Genomic DNA, 17,782 nt, shown 5'->3' on the forward strand with positions numbered 1-17,782 from the left:
TGCCCGGGGTGCTCGCCGATGTCAGCATACCCTTGTCCTCGTGTTGCCGCCGAGAGGCCCTAACGAGACGCCTTTGAGGTGCGGGACTGCGCCTTGATCGCTGGTGGAAGCCATTTGCCCTCGAACATCTCGGGCTTGGGCGAATAGGCGCGGATCACGATGAAGAAGGGCCCATCGGGCGCGGGCAACCAATTGCCGTGTTCAGGGGGCGAATGGCGGATATCGATGGTAATCGACCCGTCCGCTCCCCGCTTCAGGCCCGAGGTCCGGTCACTGATAAGATAGCGTTTGAGTGGATTGGCATAGAGCGCAAAGGTTCGCGCATCGTAAAGCGTCACGGACCAGAAAGCGTTAACCGGCGGGGGATCTTTCAGCTGTAGAACATAGTCCGACGCGCTCGCGTCGAGCCGCTTGCCTGTGCCGTCGACGAACGTCGTGTAGGATGAATTTTCCTCGCGAACGTTGGCTCCGAGGCCTGCTGCGTTGGTTACCGATCGGCGCACATAGTCGAAGCCGTAATTGCCCTTGCGCACCTTTGTCCAACCCGTTCCTGTAGGTGAGCCGAGTTGTGAGCGCGACCGCTCGATGAGTGCCTGCGCCTCCCGGTAGCCATTCTCCACTGCCGCCAGCGACGTGGCATTCAAATGCGCGGGATCGAACGGCTCTGTACCCAGAATATCGAGGATGCGAAAGCGCGAGACAAGAGCCTCTTCGCCGGGCAGGCAGCCGTCGACCCGCAGCACGTTGTCCAGCACGCGCAGGAAGCCCGCCGCGCCCGCTTCAGGCGCCGGGATTTGTCCAGTGGGCGGAGCAGAGCCGATCTCCACCCTATCCTGAAAGTCACGGGCCAGCTTGAGCTCGCGCTTCGACTGGGCAAAGACCCGCATGAGGATCCAGACTCGCACCGAACTGGAGCGGTAAACGGTCACCCCCGGGGGCGGTGTGCCTTTCCAGTTCGGGGGGGCGAGCATGAAGCGCCCGCCCTTGAACCCGATTGTGCGGCTGCTCAGGTTTCCGGGATTACCGAATATATCGAAGATGTTGAGCGTGAAGTATTTCAGGCTGGTGGGAGGAATGTTCACTTCCACCGGACCATTTTCAAGATCGATCCAGGCTGTTGAATAAAGCGTGTCTGAGTTTGGGACCTTGAACGTTGCATAATCCGGACCGGCCAGCTCGCGCTCGTGCGAGAAACGGTTGAAACCGGTATAGTTGGCCGAGTTGCGATCGTAGACCTGGCGATACAGCTGCTCATACTGCAGATAGGCCGACATTCCATAGATTGTCGCATCAAATGCCGTTGATTGAAGCAATGCGTCCCGTGCCGCCCGATCATCAGGAAGCAGATCGCCTGCGCTGTCACTCGAACGACAAGAGACATCGGCTTGGGCATGTGCGGAGACCACGAAGGTTCCCGTAGAAGAGGCAATCGCCAAAAGGCAGGCAAGGGCCGTTCGGCTGGCAATTTCCTTCATTCTTGAGCCGCAGGTTCTCGCCATAGGCGACGGCAATCTACGCACGGTATCCCTTTCCGCAATATGTGTTGGATCTGTGTGGAGAACAGATCAAGGCCGCGATAATCGCTCGGGAACGGAGGCTAATGCCCGTCATTCGCAATGTAAACCGACCGGACGGTCGACCTTCGAGATCTGCCAGTGCCGGGTTTGTGGCTGCATTGGTGGGTAGGAAGCGCTCCGACTTTCAGTCGAATACTGGCTTCAGCCACAGCCTCGCGAGGTTACAGGCTATGCGCTACAAGAGCGGTTGTCACACGACATTCCATCATCGCTATCATCTCGTGTGGGCTCCGAAGTACCGCTTCAAGGTGCTCCATGGCGACGTCCGCTTGCGGGTCCGGGAGGTCATCAAGCAGGTCTGCGCAGAGATGGGCGTGACGATCATCAACGGCGCCCTGTCCTGCGATCACGTCGACATGTTCGTCGAAATCCTGCCGCATGTGTCTGCCAGCGACTTCGTGCGCCGGGCCAAGGGGCGATCATCGCGGAAGATCCAGCAGGAGCTCGACCACATCCGGTAACATCACCGATGACATCATCATGCGGTATCTCGATCGACATACCCACAAAGATGGCTTCAGCCCCGCCGCATGATCCTGCCGGCGTCAGTCGGTCAGTCAATTAGCCGTGCAGCTCCATGCCAGGGTGCTTGCCTTCGTAGCTGTCGGCGACATGGATTACTTGAGACTCTGTCATTGAATGCGTGTCCGCACCGCCGGGCCGGCCGGCTCACTCGCGATGGAGCGCCTTGTCCAGTGAGGTCAGGAACTGCAGACCGTTTTCGACGTGCTGGCGCATGGCCTTTTCCGCACCCTCTACATCGCCTTCGATGATCGCGGAAAGGATCAACCGGTGGTCGTTCACGGCGTCTCGCATGCGGTTCCCGCGGTAGAACGTTTCGAACAGCAGGTGGTGAACCGGTGTGTTGAGGCGGCGTACGATGCCTGCGATGACGGTATTGCCGGTCACGGGCATGATCATCGCGTGCCACTTGGCATTCAGGCTGCCGAAGCGCTCCGGCGCGCCGTCTTCCAGGCAGCTTTCCATCTCTTCAGCGATAGCCTGCAGTTCGGCCTTCTCCGTCGGCGATGCATCGCGGGCAAAGTCGCCTGCGCAGATGCTCTCCAACGCTGCGCGCGAGCGGTAGAGTTGGCGGATTTCCGACATTGAGGCCTCGCGCACCGAGGCACCGCGATTCTCTTCGATCTCGACCAGACCTTCGGCCGAAAGGCGTTGCAATGCCTCGCGTACCTTGAATCGGCTTCCGCCTGTCTTGCGAATGATGTCGACCTCTATCAGCCGCTGCCCGGGGACGAAGCGGCTGGTGCGGATCTGGTCGCGAATCCAGTCTGCGATTTCGGAGCTCGCAGGTCCTTTCTGCGGAAGAGTCTTGGCAATGTCGTCCATGCCCAAGTACTGAATCTGATCGACAGAATTGTCAACAATATCGTCATCGATATTTTCCTTGCATGCAGACCGGCTTTGCGAAAACACAAGCGGGCAGAGGGGCTGAAATGCTCGATCGATTGCACGCACCGGGCACGAATTCCCGGGCGGACGAGGGAGGCAAAGGATGCAGAAGCTAGGAAAAGTCCGTCAATTGACCGGAAATGGCCTGCTCGCAGGGGTATCGTTGGCAGTGCTCTGCCTGCCCTACTTGGCGCATGCACAGGATGAGGGGCTCTCGGAGGAAGATGCGAACAAGATCATCGTGACCGGCAGTCGCGTCAGCTCGGGCGCGCCGGTTGGCGCTGCGGCGACAGTCCTGGGGCGCGATGAAATCACTCAGTCCGGTTCGATCACCATCGATAGGGTCATCAAGGAACTGCCGCAGAACTTCGACCTTGGCGTTTCGGAGAATTCACGCGCGCAAGCCGGCGGTTCGGGCAACATTGTCTATGGCAATACGGTCAACTTGCGCGGCATCGGACCTTACGCGACGCTGGTGCTGATCGACGGCCATCGTGCCGTGAACAACAGCCGCTCGACCGATCCTTCGGTGCTGCCCACGCTGGGCGTGCAGCGTATCGAGGTTGTCGCCAACGGCGCGTCGGCGATTTACGGTTCGGATGCGGTCGCGGGCGTCGTCAATCTCATTCCGCGGCGTGACCTCGATGGGGTCGAAGGGTTCGCCCGCTACAATACCGCCGAGGACGGCGCCTTCGACGAATGGTCGGCGGGCGCCGCGTTCGGCAAGATCTTCGATCGTGGCCAGGTAATGGTGGCCTTCGAGCATGTCGAGCGCTCCAACCTGAGCGGAGACGACCGAAAGTTCTACACCAGCAACCAGGTGCCTTTCGGCGGCAACGACTACCGCGTGACCGGGTGCGCTCCGGGGACGATGACCATTGGTGGCACGACTTATGCTTTGCCCGACCAGTATACTCAGGCCAATGCGGGAGCGATCACGCCCGGCACGTCCAACTTGTGCGACAGTCAGATCGGACAGGACCTGTTCCCGCAGCAGAAATACAATTCCCTGAACGGAACGGCTACTTTCGAAGTCAATGACTGGATGGAGCTGTTTTTCGACGGCTATTATTCGAAGCGAAAGTTCCGCCGCAAAGGCGCGGTTATCAGCACGCAGCTTGCGGTGCCCGATACGAATGCGTTCTTCGTGCGCCCGCCGGGTTTCACTGGAAGCAGCTACACAATCGACTACAGCTTCGTGAACGACATCCCGACCAGCCAGACGACCGGCTCGGCGGAAAGCTGGCAAGTTTCACCCGGCGTGCGTTTCAACCTGCCATTCCGTTGGCAAGTTGAAGCCCTGCTCAGCTACGGAAAGACCAAGGACTTTTCAGGTTCCTACGACGGCTTGAATCGCGGTGCGCTGGCGGCGGCGCTGGCCAGCGGCGATCCGGCGACGGCGCTCGATCCTTATGGGCTTGGCCGCACCAGCCAGTCGGTGCTGGACGGGCTGTTCGACCAGATTTTCCTTGCCCCGACCAGTGGTGAGCTGACCTTCTACGAGATCGGAGCGCACGGTCCGCTGTTCGAATTGCCGGGTGGCGAGGTCAAGCTGGCGGTCGGCTACGAAAAGCAGGATTTCACCGCCAAACTGGGCAGCGCACGCGGCGCGCCGACGACGCCGATCAGTTTTCGCTCTTTCGACCGCAAGGTGGACTCGGTCTATGCCGAGCTGCTCGTCCCGATCTTCGGTGCGGGCAATGCTACTCCCGGCCTGCGCGAACTGGAGCTGACCGCGGCAGTCCGTTACGACGACTACTCCGATGCCGGCGACACCACCAACCCGCAGTTCGGCGTCAACTGGACGCCGTTCTACGGCCTGAAGTTGCGCGGTAGCTACGGCACCTCGTTCCGCGCGCCGACGATCCCGGAGATCTACGGCAATTCCAATGCGTTGTTCGGCCAGCTCTACCAGAACCCCTCGGGCGGTGCGCCATTGCTGGGCTATACTTTGTCCGGACCGAATCTCGATCTGGGACCCGAGACGGCGACGACGTGGTCGGTGGGAGCCGACATCGAGCCGATCGACCGGTTGCGCATCTCGCTCACCTACTTCGACGTCGCCTACGACAACCAGGTCACGGCGCTGCTGTCCAATCTCGCCATCCTGGCGCAGGAGAACCAGTATGCCGGGACGGGCGTTATCCTGCACGATCAGGCGGCACGCGATCGCATCCAGTCGCTGGTCGACCAGGGCATTCCAATCCTCCTGCGCCCGTTTCCGGGAGACGACATCGCCAACGTCAATCTCTTCGTTGATGGGCGTAGCCTGAATCTCGGCAAGTCGATTACGCGCGGCATCGACTTCAACATCGGCTACAGCGCGGATATCGGCAAGGATGACGTCCTGACGCTGAATGCCTCGGGCACCTATATCACCGATTACAAGGTGGCGGTGTCGCCGGCGGCGGACCAGGTGGATCAGTTGAACCTGATCTTCCAGCCGCTGAAGTTCAAGGCTCGCTTCGTGGCCAACTGGGACCACGGTCCGCTCAGCCTGCGCACGATGATCAGCCATGTCGGGGGCTACACCAACAATGTCGTCACCCCGTCTGAGAAGGTGGATTCCTATACCCCGGTCGATCTCTCACTGACCTGGCGTGTGGGCGAGACGTTTTCCGGGCCGGGCCTCGAAGGCCTCGAACTCTCGGCGGAAGTGCGCAACCTGTTTGATGTTGACCCGCCCTATGTCAACGTGGCGCCGGGGCCCAACGGCAGCGGCGGATACGATGCGACCGCGGCCAACCCCATCGGGCGCCAGTTCGCAGTGGGCGCGCGGGTCCGCTTCTGAGAAGCGGCGGCGGAGAGCGTGAAGGCATGACGAAGGCGATTACCCTGGCCGTGACCGGCGACCTGGTCCTGGATGAACCCGATCCCGGTTACTGGCTCGCGGAGATCGCCCCGGTCCTGCAGGAGGCCGATCTCGCGATCGGCCATCTTGAAGTGCCGCACACCGTGAGTGCCGAGCAACTGGAAGGCGACGTTCCCGCGCCGGGCGCGCCGCTGGAGAACCTCGACGCGCTGGCGCGGGCAGGGTTCGACATGGTCAGCCTTGCAGGCAATCACATGGCCGACTGCGGCGCGCAGGGCATTGCCGATACGATTGCGGAACTCGATCGGCTCGGCATCGGTCACGCCGGGGCAGGGGCGGACCTTTCCCGCGCCCGCACCCCGGCCGTGGCCGAGGCCAAGGGCCGCAGGGTTGCCCTGCTCAGCTACAATTGCGTCGGTCCGCAGGCGGGATGGGCCAAGGAAAGGTCCGCGGGCTGCGCTTATCTGCCGCTGGACACCCGCGACGGGGCGCCGGTTGCACCCATGTCCGAGATCGTCGGCGTTCCGGCGACGGTTGCCGAAATGCTGGCCGAGGACATCGCAGAGGCGCGCAAGGTGGCGGACTTCGTGATCGTCGCCCTGCACAAGGGCAAAGTTCACACGCCCTCGTTCGTCGCCCCTTATGAGCGCGAGGTGGCCCGTCTGGCGGTTGACGGCGGCGCGGATGCCGTCGTGTCGCATCATGCGCACATCGTGCGCGGGATCGAGTTCCACCGCGGCCGGCCCATCTTTCACGGCCTCGGTAACGGCTGCGTCGTGACGCGCGCCCTCTCGCCCGATCAGGACAACGCTGCGCGGCGGGAATGGGCAACTCGGCGGCGCGAGCTGTTCGGTTTCGAACCCGACCCGGCCTATTACCTCGCGCCGTTCCATCCCGAGGCGGTAAATGCCTTCATCGGCACCCTCGCACTGGGCGATGGCCCACCGCGTGCTGCCATCGTGCCGGTGCATGTCGAAGCGCCGGGCCGTCCGGTCCTTGCCGCTGGGCCACGCGCCCGCGCCATTGCCGACTATCTCGAGAAGATCACGCGCGACGCCGGCTTGCCCCCCATCGCCGTGAACGACAAGGGCAGGGTGGAAGCCGTCTCGTGAACCCGAGTTTCAAGATCGTGATCTGGCTGGGCGGCGCTGCGCTGTTGGCAGCCACGGCGATAGATACGCTCGCCGTGCTGGGCCGCCACCTGGGCCTGCCGGTTACCGGATCCATCGAACTGATGCAGGCTGCGGTACTGGTGTCTGGCTCGATCGGGCTGGTGGTCTCGACCATATTCCGTTCCCATGCCCGGGTGCGGCTCATCGTCGACCGCCTGCCGCCCTCCTGGCGGTCGCTGGCGGACCGCTGTTCGGATGGGCTGACGCTGCTTTTCGTCCTTGCCCTGTTGGTGGGATCGATCTGGCTTTCCGTCGACATGTGGAACGCGCACGAGGAGAGCGAGCTGCTTGGCGTGCCGTGGCGCGTGCTGCGCCTGTTCGCCAACGCCTGCCTGCTTGCCATCTGCGCCGTGTTGATGCTGCGCATCGTGCGAAGGGCCGGTGAATGATCGATACTGCGGCAAGCGGCCTCGTCGGCATCCTCGTACTTTTCGCGCTGCTGCTGGCGGGCGGGCGGATCGGCGCCGTGCTCGGGCTTGTCGGGCTCGGCGGCCTGATGCTCGTGATCGGTCCGGAGGCCGGTCTGATCAAGGCGGGTGTGATCGTCATCGACACGCTCACGCGCTACGAGCTGGGCACGCTGCCGCTGTTCCTGTTCATGGCGCATCTGTTCTTCGCGGTGGATGCCAGTCGCGACCTGTTCGATGCCGCGGCCAAGCTGGTCGGCCATCGGCGCGGTGGACTGGCCTATGCCTCCATCGCCGGGTGTGGCGGGTTCGGTGCGATTAACGGCTCGAGCCTGGCAACGACCGCGACCGTAGGCCTCGTCGCCTATCCCGAGATGAAGAAGCGGGGCTACGACGACCGTCTCTCGACCGCAACCATCGCTGCGGGTGGCACGCTGGGCCAGATGATCCCGCCTTCGGGCGCCCTGATCGTGTTCGGCATCGTCGCGGAGCAATCGATCGGACGCCTGTTTACCGCTGCCATCGTCCCCGGGATCACGCAGGCGCTGCTCTATGTGGCGGTCGTCGCGCTCCTGGTGCGACTGCGGCCCGAACTGGGTCCTGCAGGCGAGCGGGCCAGTTGGCCTGCGCGCTTTCGTGCGCTCGCACGAATCTGGGAAATCCTCGTCCTTGTTCTCCTGGTGATTGGCGGGATCGCGGTGGGCTGGTTCAGCCCGCCGGAAGCGGCGGCCATCGGTGCCTCCGGGGCACTCGCCATCGCTGCGCTGCGCCGCAAGCTCAGTCTCGAGTGCCTCTTCACCGCCTTTCGCGAGACGCTGCGCACCACCGGGCTGATCTACCTGATCGTGATCGGTGCGCTGATTTTTTCGGTCTTCGTTGGCGTGACCGGGCTAGCCGACGCGGCAGGCGCATTCGTGGCTGGGCTGGGGACCGGGACATTCGGCACGCTCGTGCTGGTGGCATTGGTCCTGCTGGTGCTCGGCACCGTGCTCGACGGACTGGCACTCATGTTACTGATGACGCCGATCCTTCTGCCGATCGTCGAAGGCGCCGGAATGAGCGCGATCTGGTTCGGCGTCTTCCTCGTTCGCGCGATGGAAGTCGGCTTCCTGACCCCGCCGCTCGGCATCAACCTCTATGTCATGCAGGGCGTGGCGGAGGAGATCTCGATCTCCAGCATCTTTCGCGGGGTGCTCCCGTTCCTCGCGGCAGACTTCCTGCACCTGCTTCTGATTATCCTCTTCCCGGCAATCGTCCTGTGGTTGCCAGAAATGCTTGGAACCTGACCGATGATTGCAATCGCCGGCCCAAATCTGCCGATTGAACTGCTCAATGCGACCGGACGCAATTCCGGTGCGATCCGCTTCGATCCGGACCTGGAGACCCCGCTCGCCGACCGCTGGCTGGAAAACAAGTTCGCTCCCTGGGCGCGGAGCGTGCTGGAGAGCTGGGCGCAAGGGGCCTATGACGATCTCGACCAGGTGCTTTTCAGCCGCGCGGACGATACTTCGCAGCGCCTTTACTACTACGTCTGCGAACTCCAGCGCCTGGGGCAGCTGGGCGGCCCCGAAGCGATCATCCTCGACATTGCCAAGATCCCGCGGCGCACTAGCCTGGACCGGACTGTCGATAAGCTGCGCGAGATGGGCGAGCGGTTGGGCGTGAGCGAAGCGGATCTCGAAGAGGCCATCGTCGCAAGCCACGATACAGCGGGCGGTGAGAGTGCAGAGCCGGGCGAGGGCCGCGTCTGCCTGCTGGCTGGGAGCAATCCGCCCGACATGCGTTTGCACGATGCGGTCGCCAGGGCCGGATTTCGCGCTGCGGGGCGTACGCTCGCGCAGGAATGGGCCGACCTTGGCGCACCTGCAGAGCGCGGGAGCGGCAATCCCTACGCCGCCCTCGGCCGCAAGCTTCATGTCCGTGCCGAAGGACCGCGCAGCTTTGCCGATCCGGCGGCGACGCTGCGCGCCGGACTTGCTGCAAGCGACGCTGCGGCAGTCGTCCTCTGGCGCATCGAGGAAGACGAGGCGCAGTGCTGGCACCTGCCGCACGAGCGCGCTGCGATCGAAGCCTCGGGCTTGCCCTCCCTCATCCTCACTCGCCGCGATTGGCTGGGGCGCGACGGAGCCGCCGCGGAAATCGAGGCCTTTCTCATGGAGGTGAACGCATGAGCCTGCTGGCCGGACATCGCGTGGCCGTGCTGGGCTCAATGCACGATCGTCCGCTTGCGCGCTATCTCGCCTCGCTTGGCGCCGAATTGGGCGGATCGGTGGAAGACGCATCGTTCGTGATCGACGATCTTGGTCTTGAGGCGACCGCGGCTTTGGGAATCCCTGCCGATGCCGTCCACGTCTCGGTAACTGCCTTCGGCTCGGGTGGTCCGCGTTCGGCATGGCGCGGCGGGGAACTCGTGGCCTCAGCCATGGGCGGCGCGCTGCGCCTGACCGGCGAGCTAGGCGAGAAGCCGGTGAAGGAAGCGGGCGATGCCTGTACCTTTCACGCCGACATGGTCGCGGCGGCCGGAGCCATGGCGGCGCACTTCGCGCGTGGCACACATGGGCAGGGCCAGCACGTCGACGTATCGATCCAGCAAGTGGCGATGAGCCGCAACGTCAACGGCATCCTCGTATGGCAGTTTGACAAGCGCAAGCTCGATCGGGCCGGCGGGTGCATCGCTTATGGCCGCGCAAAAGTGCGGGTGATCTGGAAGCTCGCCGACGGCTGGTGTTTCCACGCGTTGATGACCGGGCGGCTGGGCGCGCCTGCGAACCGCGCACTGTCGCAATGGATGGACGAGACCGGTTGCGACAATCCCATGCGCGAGGTCGACTGGCTGGCATACAACCGCTCGACCCTTCCGGCCGAGACGCGCGCCCAGTGGGAAGCGGCAATGGCCCGCTTCTTCGCCGCGCGCACCAAGGCGGAGATTGCCGAGGAGGGCCGCCGCAGGGGCATCAACGCCTGCGTCGTGAACGAACCGTCCGATGTCCTGCATGATGCGCATCTCGCCGCCCGCGGCTTCCTCGATACGCCGAGCGGCTTGCCCGAGCGCTTTGCGCTCGTGCGGGACGGTGCCGCCGTTGCGGCTCCGGCAATCCATGCGGGCACGCGGTCCGGGCCGCTTTCCGGCGTCAGGATACTCGATTTCGCTTGGGCGCTGGTCGGCTCGATCACCACCAAGACGCTGGGCGATCTTGGTGCGGAAGTGGTCAAGATCGAGACCCGTAACCGGCCCGATCTTGCGCGCATGGACGTGCAGGTGGCGGCATCTTCGGCCACCAGTCTCGACGACAAGCCGTGGTTCGCGAACCTCAATACCTCCAAGCGCAGTCTGACACTCGATCTCAAGCAACCTGCATCGCGCGAAGTGCTCGATCCCCTGGTGGACTGGGCGGACGTGGTGGTCGAGAACTTCTCGCCCGGGACGATGGCCAAGCTCGGGCTGGACTACGACCGGCTGGCGTCGCGCAATCCGGGTATCGTCATGGTTTCGGGGAGCGTCTTCGGCCAGACCGGTCCGCTGGCGCAGGAATGGGGTGTCGACGGAACCGGTGGAGCCTTGTCCGGCCGTACCTTCCTGACCGGCTATCCGGACGGTGAACCGGTCATACCGGGCGCGGTGCCCTACGGTGACGTGATCGTTCCCTACGTCATGGCAGGCCATGTGGCCGCGGCGCTGCAACGCCGCCGCGAGACCGGGCAGGGGGGTCACATCGATGCTTCCATGTATGAAATCTGCGTCCAGCAGATGCGCGATTTCCTGGCGATGGCGCGAGCGGGGCAGCATCCTCGGCGGCTGGGAAACGCCGATCCCGCAGTACCGTTCCAGGATGTCTTCCCCGCCGCGGGGCAAGACCGTTGGGTGGCAATCAGCGCCTTTACGCCTGAGGAGCACAGCCGCCTGTTGGAGATTGCCGGCCCCGACATCGCCGCCTGGACCTGCATTCGCGAGGACCACGCCATCGCCGCGCAGCTGCAGGCCGCGGGCATAGCCGCCGGCGCATTGCAGGACTGCGAGGACCTGATCGAGCGCGATCCTCAGATCGCGACCCGCGAGGTCTTGTGGGACCTCGATCATCCGTTGCTCGGCAGGTTCGGGCACGTGGCGACGCCGATGCGTTTTTCGCGAGACCGGATGCAGCCTTTCCGCGCGCCGTCGATGGGCGAGCACAGTCATGAAATCGCCCGCAGTCTCTCGGGCCTCTCGGTGGCGGATATCGCCCGCCTCGATGACGACGGAGTATTCCATTGAGCCAATCCGCCAACCAGCGCAGCCGCAAGGTTCTTGCCTGTACCGAAAAGGCAACGGCCTACCAGAAGGCTTTCGGCCAGGACCTGCGCCGCCGCGTCGTCGACGATCAGGAACCCTACGCCATCGTCCAGGCCGACACACCGCACGAGCTGTTTCACGCGATGGGCATTCCCATCGTCACGAACCAGTGGTGGTCCGCCTACATTTCCGCCAAGCAGCTTTCCGGCCGCTATTTCGATGCCATGGTGGACAAGGGCTTTCCCGCCAATAGCTGCAAGTATTGCTCGCTCGGCCTTGCCTGCACGCTCGCCAACGAACCGGAGACAGCGCCCTGGGGTGGGCTGCCGACCCCGACGGTGCTGGTCGCGCGGTTGACCTGCGATTGCATCCAGCATGTCTTCGGCCTTTGGGCGAAGGAACTGGGCAGCGAGTTCTTCCCCATGGAAGCGCCCGCCTGGGAGCATAAGGAAGAGGATTGGTACGCAAACGCCAAGGCCGACTGGGAACGCATCTACCAGCCCGATCGGATCGCGCAGATGGTGCGGGAGATGGAAGACCTGATCGCCCTGCTGGAAGAACGCACGGGCCGTAAGTTCGACGCCGCCAGGTTCGAGACGCTGATGGAGCGGATCAACGAACAGGAGGGCTATATCTGGGAAGCCGCCCGCGCCATCGGCGAGGCGCGGCCGTGTCCGGTCTCCATTGCCGAGCAGATGCCCAATACGATGATCCCGCAGTGGCATCGCGGATCGGATTGGGCAGTTGCCCATGCCCGCGAATTCCGGGACGAGGTTCTGGAGCGGATTGCGAAGGGGCAGGGCGCCGCTGCGCAGGAGCGTCTGCGCCTGATGTGGATCGGCGCGGGGGTATGGCACGATCCCGGGTTCTACCAGGCGCTTGAGGAAAATCTCGGCGCGGTATTCGTCTGGTCGATGTACATGCCCTTTGCCGGGCCCGCTTATATCCGCGATATCAAGGGGCGGCCGATGGAGGCCCTCGCCAGCCGCGTTGCCTCGATGAATGAAACGCTGCACCTGCCGCCGTGGATGAGCGGCTGGATGACCGCGGAAGCCGAGCGCTGCGGGATCGATGCGGCGGTGATCCTGCTCCCGCCTGACAACCGCCTCTCGCAATCGGGCACGAAGCTGACCGCGCTGGCGCTGGAGAAGGCCGGCGTACCTGTACTGATGATTGATGCCGACATGGTCGACGCCAAGATCTGGGATCATGACCGGATGGTCGCGATGGTCGAGGACTTTCTGCGGGACAAGGGGCTGGCATGAAGCGGTTGGCCGCCTTGCTGGCGCTGGCCTTGCTGGCGTCCTGTTCCCGGCCCTTGCCCCAGGGCGTGACCGAGCTGGTCTATGCCTCCCCTTATCCGCCTTCGCATCCCTTTAGCCGGGCCGACCAGCGCTGGATCGACTTTGTCGAGAAGCGCTCGGGTGGCAAGCTGGTGATCCGCCCGATCTGGTCGGGGGCCTTGTTGTCTTCCGACATGTCGATGGAGGAGATCCGTCATGGGGTGGCCGACATAGGCCTGATCACCCCGATCTATTCGCGCGGCGGCACGCATCTGCTTCGCACGCAGACGGGCTTCTACAGCGGGGCGGATACGATTGAATCGCAGCTCTCGCTTTATCATTGCATGGCGAGTGCAGTGCCCGAGTTCTCGCGCGAGCTGACCGGGCTGAAAGTGCTGGCCGTGCAGGGCGGGGTGCTGCCCGGCATCCTGACGCGCAACCGCAAGGTCGAGCATCTCGCAGACCTCAAGGGCCTGCGCATAAGGGCGCCGACCGAACTGCTGCCGATTCTGCAGGCACTCGGTGCCGATCCGGTCGACTTGCCGATGGGCGAGGTTTACAGCGCCCTTGCCAAGGGGGTGATAGACGGCGTCGTCGCTCCACCCGATACCTTGCGTTCGCTTCATTTCGCGGAAGTGACGCGTTATTTCTTCGAACTGCGCATCCCGCGCGGTGCCTATCCCGGGCGCGCCATGGACCTCGATGCCTGGAACGCGCTTGATCCTTCGCAGCGGGAAATCCTGGAAGAAGGCATTGGTGTCTGGGAGCAGGCGCTTGCCCAGGAGAACCGCGCTGCTGCAGCGGCAGGCAAGGCGGCGGGGCGCGGGATCATTGTCGACAGTCCGGCCGAACCAGCTGAACAGGCGCGGTTCGAGGCCCTTTATCTGCGCGAGGCAAAACAGACCGCGCGCTCGCTCGAACAATACGGAATCAATGGAATGAAAGCCTATCGCGTGGCTCGCGAAAGTCTTGTCGCCCGCAATCGGGTCAAGTGTGGAGGTCGCTCATGACGCAGCCGCTAGCCGGGATGAGGGTGGCCGATTTCAGCCATGTCATGGCGGGCCCCTTCGCCAGCCACCTGCTGCGCCTGATGGGCGCGGAAGTGATCAAGATCGAATCTCCCAATGGGGATCAGTTTCGCAACTACGGCTCGAACCGCCAGTACGATGGAATGAGCCCGGCCTTTATCGCGGCCAATGTTGGCAAGAAGAGCATTGCGCTTGACCTGAAGGACCCGAAGGACATTGAAATTGCGCGGGAAATCGTCGCGCGCAGCGACGTACTACTGGAGAACTTCAGACCCGGCGTGATCGCCCGCCTCGGCTTCGGATACGAAGCGGTGCGGGCCATTCGGCCCGGTATCGTCTTCTGTTCCGTCTCGGGATATGGCCAGGACAGCCCGCAACGCGACTGGCCCGCCATCGATAATATCGTTCAGGCGACGAGCGGTATGATGATGCTGAGCGGCGCGGAGGGCGATCCGCCAGTGCGCGTGGGCTTCCCCATCGTCGATACGCTGACTGGCCAGACCGCGGCTGTCGCGATCCTGGGCGCGCTGTTGCAGCGAGAGCGGACCGGCGAGGGTGCCTATATCGACGTATCGATGCTCGACGCGAGCCTGGCCTTCATGACTTCCGCACTTACGCCTTATCTCGTGACCGGTAGCCCGCTGCGGCGGCTCGGCAACACCGGCTACAGCGAATTGCCGACCGCTGCGCTCTACGAAACGCGCGACGGGCGGCACGTCTCGCTTGGCGTAGTGCAGGAGAACCAGTTCGCCGCGCTCGCACGCGAACTCGGGCGGCAGGACTGGCTCAGCGATCCGCGCTACGCCACGGCCGATGCGCGCCGGACCAACTTCGATGCGATGCACGGGGAACTGGCAGCGATCTTCCTGACTCGCGATTCCGGCGATTGGGAACGGGACCTTAGCAATGCAGGCATCCCTTGCGGCAAGATCCGCCGGGTCGGTGAAGCGGCGAGCCTCGCCACCCCCGACGCGCTGATGGAGATGTCGATCGCGGGTTTGCCGGGAGGCGACCGGGTCTCGGTACCCAACGCGGGTTTCCGCATGCGGCCGGGGCAACCGGGTACGAACGAGGCTCCGCCGACAATTGATCAACACCGGGAGGAGATACTGCAATGGCTGGCATCCGGGCAATGACAGGTGAATTCCGGGTGGGCCGTGCGCATCGGCTTTGGCGCAGGACGACCGTGTTTCTCTCCGCTTTGGCCGCCGGCTCCCTTGTTGTCGCTTCGGGCGTGCGGGCCGAAGACTATCCCGATTACACGCGCAGTTCCTTCTATGTGCCGGTCAGGGACGGCACGAAACTGGCCATGAACGTCTATCGTCCCGCCAATGCAGACGGCGTCACAGACGAGAAACTGCCGGTGATCTTCGCCTTCACGCCCTATCGCGCACGCTACAAGGACAAGGACGGCAAGATCGTCGAGGCCGCACTGGGCGACCAGTTGGCCCTGCGCTCGCTGCTGCGGGCAGGCTATGTCGTCGCCGTGGCCGACATCCGCGGCAAAGGGGCCTCCTTCGGCCATCGCCGCGGCTTCCAGGACCGTACCGAGGCGCGCGACGGATACGACCTCGTCGAGTGGCTGGCGCACCAGCCATTTTCCAGCGGCAAGGTCGGAATGATCGGCTGTTCCTATCTGGGCGGCACGACGATGCACACGGTCAGTACCGCGCCGCCCTCGCTCAAGGCCGCGTTCATTGGCGCGACCGATTGGGACAAATATGCCTTCGTGCGCCGGGGCGGCCTGACCGCGCAGTTCAATACCCGGCCTGACGAGCCGCCGACGGTCGATCTTGCCAGCGTGCCGGTCGACGCCGATCCCGACGGTGCGATGCTGCGCAAGGCCGTGGCGGAGCATGCCGCGAACACTTCGATGGGCGGTCTGTGGTACTCCATGCCCTATCGTGACAGCGTGTCGCCGCTGACGGGCAACGACTTCTGGAACGAAGTGGCGATCTGGCGCTACGCCGATGCGATCCGCAAGTCGGGCATTGCGACCTACATGTGGGGGAACTGGAAGGACGAACCGACGAGCCAGGTCCTGGTTGCCGCGAAGAACCTTGGCAGTCGGCTCTTGGTGGGCCCCGGGAGCCACTGCGTGCCGCCGCCGGGCTTCGATTTCACCGGGGAGATCACGCGCTATTTCGATTACTACCTGAAGGGCGCTGACAACGGATTTTCCGCGCAGCCGCCGGTGACATTCTGGTCGGCCGACGGCAATGCCGAGGGTCACTACGTGCGACAGGACGCCTTGCCTGGCGCCGGTTCGACCACCTGGTCGTGGTATCTGAATGGGGGCGACATGGATGGCGCGCGCGCGCTTTCTTCCCGCCCCGGTGAAAGCGGTACGGACCGGTTCACGGTCGATTATGATGTAGCCAATGACGCTTATTTCGCGTTCTGGCCCGAACCGCTCGACGCCCATGGGATTACTTATACCAGTGCCCCGCTCGAGCATCCGGTGGACCTGCTCGGCTATCCGCTGGCGCATCTGCAGTTGCAGTCGGACCGTCCCGATGCCGATGTCTTCGTCTATTTGGAGGAAGTATCTCCGGGCGGGGCGGCGCAAGTGCTTTCGTTCGGGCGGCTTAAGCTGTCGCACCGCGCGATCGCTCCGGCGCCATGGGACAACCTCGGACTGCCCTGGCATAGCGGACTGCGCAAGGACGTCTCGCCGCTGGGCAAGGGCGAGACCGCTCGCATGGAAATCGCCATGATGCCGCTCTCTCACCGCATCGAGCCGGGTTATCGGCTGCGCTTCGTGATGACCGGAGCAGATCCGCGTCAGCGCAACCTGGCCGAGGTGCGGCAGGACCCGCCGCCGGTGCTGGAAATCGAGCGCGGCTGGCAGTCCGGCTCGCGCATAGACCTGCCGCTGCGCGAACCGCACGACGCTGCCATTTCCGGCCAGATCGGCGGGCCGGGTGGGCGCGGCACCTATCCGGCGGTGGCGCAGGCACGCGCCGATGCGCCGGGCTATACGATCTATCGTCCGCAAGTTCTGCCGGAAGGAAAACTGCCGCTCGTCCTGTGGGGCAATGGCGGCTGCCGCGACGACGGGTTGAGCGCCGGACATGCGCTCAAGGAATTCGCCAGCCACGGCTATCTCGTTATCGCCAACGGCGCCCCGCGCCAGGAGCGCCCGGTGCTTGCCGCCCTGCCGCAGCCGGGTGAGGGGCCCATGCGCATGCCGACCGAGGCCGAGCGCAAGGCCGACGAAACCTCGGCCGCGCAAATGCTTGACGCGATCGACTGGGCCGAACGCGTCAATGCCGATCCAGCCGATCCGCTATACGGTCATATCGATACGACGCGGATCGCCGCCACGGGGCATAGCTGCGGTGGCTTGCAGGCGCTGGCCGCGGGCGCCGATCCGCGCGTCGACACGGTGATCGCCTTCGGCAGCGGGGTTTACAATCGAACCGGGTCGGGCCTGAGCGGGGTGAAGATCGTCAAGGACGACCTCAAGCGGCTGCACACGCCCGTCGCCTATATCCTGGGCGGTCCGACCGACATTGCCTATCCCAACGGCACCGACGACTTCGCGCGGATTGCACATGTCCCGGTGATGCTGGCAAATCTGCCGGTCGGCCATGGCGGGACGCTTGCGCTGGCCGATGGTGGCGAATGGGCGCGCGTGGGTGCCACATGGCTGAACTGGCAGTTGAAGGGCGACAGGCAGGCCGGACTGATGTTTACCGGGCAAGACTGCGGGCTTTGCAAGACGCCTGGCTGGACTGTGAAGCGAAAGCAATTTCCCGCGAAGCCGTGATCCCTTCTGCCCGAAGCGCCCCGTTCATGCGGCGCTTCGGGCGTTGTACTA

At 64.0% G+C, this 17,782-nt stretch carries 13 protein-coding genes; 11 read left to right on the forward strand and 2 right to left on the reverse strand.

The features are described 5' to 3' along the window. Positions 1-59 precede the first annotated feature (59 nt). Positions 60-1,475, reverse strand: a complete 1,416-nt coding sequence (locus PP1Y_RS12595; protein ID WP_013832584.1) for a DUF1254 domain-containing protein — start codon at positions 1,473-1,475, stop codon at positions 60-62. A gap of 272 nt (positions 1,476-1,747) precedes the next feature. On the opposite strand from PP1Y_RS12595, the gene tnpA reads away from it, so the two are divergent. Continuing rightward, positions 1,748-2,038 carry an IS200/IS605 family transposase gene (tnpA, locus tag PP1Y_RS12600; protein ID WP_013832585.1) on the forward strand — a complete coding sequence of 97 codons (291 nt, stop codon included), beginning with the start codon at positions 1,748-1,750 and terminating at the stop codon, positions 2,036-2,038. A 208-nt stretch (positions 2,039-2,246) separates the two neighbouring features. Here the strand turns inward: tnpA and PP1Y_RS24690 are convergent, their stop codons facing one another. After that, positions 2,247-2,924 (reverse strand): GntR family transcriptional regulator, encoded by a 678-nt coding sequence (locus PP1Y_RS24690; RefSeq protein WP_013832586.1) that lies wholly within the window; start codon positions 2,922-2,924, stop codon positions 2,247-2,249. A 193-nt stretch (positions 2,925-3,117) separates the two neighbouring features. On the opposite strand from PP1Y_RS24690, the gene PP1Y_RS12610 reads away from it, so the two are divergent. From PP1Y_RS12610 to PP1Y_RS25340, 10 genes are read left to right on the forward strand one after another with little or no spacing between them, the layout of a single operon-like run. Next, positions 3,118-5,778, forward strand: a complete 2,661-nt coding sequence (locus tag PP1Y_RS12610) for a TonB-dependent siderophore receptor (RefSeq protein WP_158511849.1) — start codon at positions 3,118-3,120, stop codon at positions 5,776-5,778. A 26-nt stretch (positions 5,779-5,804) separates the two neighbouring features. Continuing rightward, on the forward strand, positions 5,805-6,911 hold the full coding sequence (locus PP1Y_RS12615; protein ID WP_013832588.1) for a CapA family protein: 1,107 nt from the start codon (positions 5,805-5,807) through the stop codon (positions 6,909-6,911). Beyond that, positions 6,908-7,360: a TRAP transporter small permease subunit gene (locus PP1Y_RS12620; protein WP_041558830.1), complete on the forward strand. Its 453-nt coding sequence runs from the start codon at positions 6,908-6,910 to the stop codon at positions 7,358-7,360. Before PP1Y_RS12615 ends, PP1Y_RS12620 begins: the two co-directional genes overlap by 4 nt. Continuing rightward, positions 7,357-8,664 carry a TRAP transporter large permease gene (locus PP1Y_RS12625; protein WP_041558831.1) on the forward strand — a complete coding sequence of 436 codons (1,308 nt, stop codon included), beginning with the start codon at positions 7,357-7,359 and terminating at the stop codon, positions 8,662-8,664. Before PP1Y_RS12620 ends, PP1Y_RS12625 begins: the two co-directional genes overlap by 4 nt. A 3-nt stretch (positions 8,665-8,667) precedes the next feature. After that, complete coding sequence (locus PP1Y_RS25990; RefSeq protein ID WP_013832590.1) at positions 8,668-9,549, forward strand: hypothetical protein; 882 nt, start codon at positions 8,668-8,670, stop codon at positions 9,547-9,549. Beyond that, positions 9,546-11,630 carry a CoA transferase gene (locus PP1Y_RS12635; protein WP_041558832.1) on the forward strand — a complete coding sequence of 695 codons (2,085 nt, stop codon included), beginning with the start codon at positions 9,546-9,548 and terminating at the stop codon, positions 11,628-11,630. The genes PP1Y_RS25990 and PP1Y_RS12635 overlap by 4 nt, the downstream gene beginning before the upstream one ends. Continuing rightward, positions 11,627-12,913: a 2-hydroxyacyl-CoA dehydratase subunit D gene (locus PP1Y_RS12640; protein ID WP_013832592.1), complete on the forward strand. Its 1,287-nt coding sequence runs from the start codon at positions 11,627-11,629 to the stop codon at positions 12,911-12,913. The genes PP1Y_RS12635 and PP1Y_RS12640 overlap by 4 nt, the downstream gene beginning before the upstream one ends. Further along, a complete protein-coding gene (gene dctP / locus PP1Y_RS12645) occupies positions 12,910-13,941 on the forward strand; it encodes a TRAP transporter substrate-binding protein DctP (protein ID WP_013832593.1) in 1,032 nt (343 codons plus the stop codon). Before PP1Y_RS12640 ends, dctP begins: the two co-directional genes overlap by 4 nt. After that, positions 13,938-15,095, forward strand: a complete 1,158-nt coding sequence (locus PP1Y_RS12650; RefSeq protein ID WP_013832594.1) for a CaiB/BaiF CoA-transferase family protein — start codon at positions 13,938-13,940, stop codon at positions 15,093-15,095. Before dctP ends, PP1Y_RS12650 begins: the two co-directional genes overlap by 4 nt. Further along, positions 15,074-17,731, forward strand: a complete 2,658-nt coding sequence (locus PP1Y_RS25340; RefSeq protein WP_065762410.1) for a CocE/NonD family hydrolase — start codon at positions 15,074-15,076, stop codon at positions 17,729-17,731. Before PP1Y_RS12650 ends, PP1Y_RS25340 begins: the two co-directional genes overlap by 22 nt. Positions 17,732-17,782: the final 51 nt, after the last annotated feature.

The sequence above is a fragment of the Novosphingobium sp. PP1Y genome (assembly GCF_000253255.1).
Lineage (GTDB): Bacteria > Pseudomonadota > Alphaproteobacteria > Sphingomonadales > Sphingomonadaceae > Novosphingobium.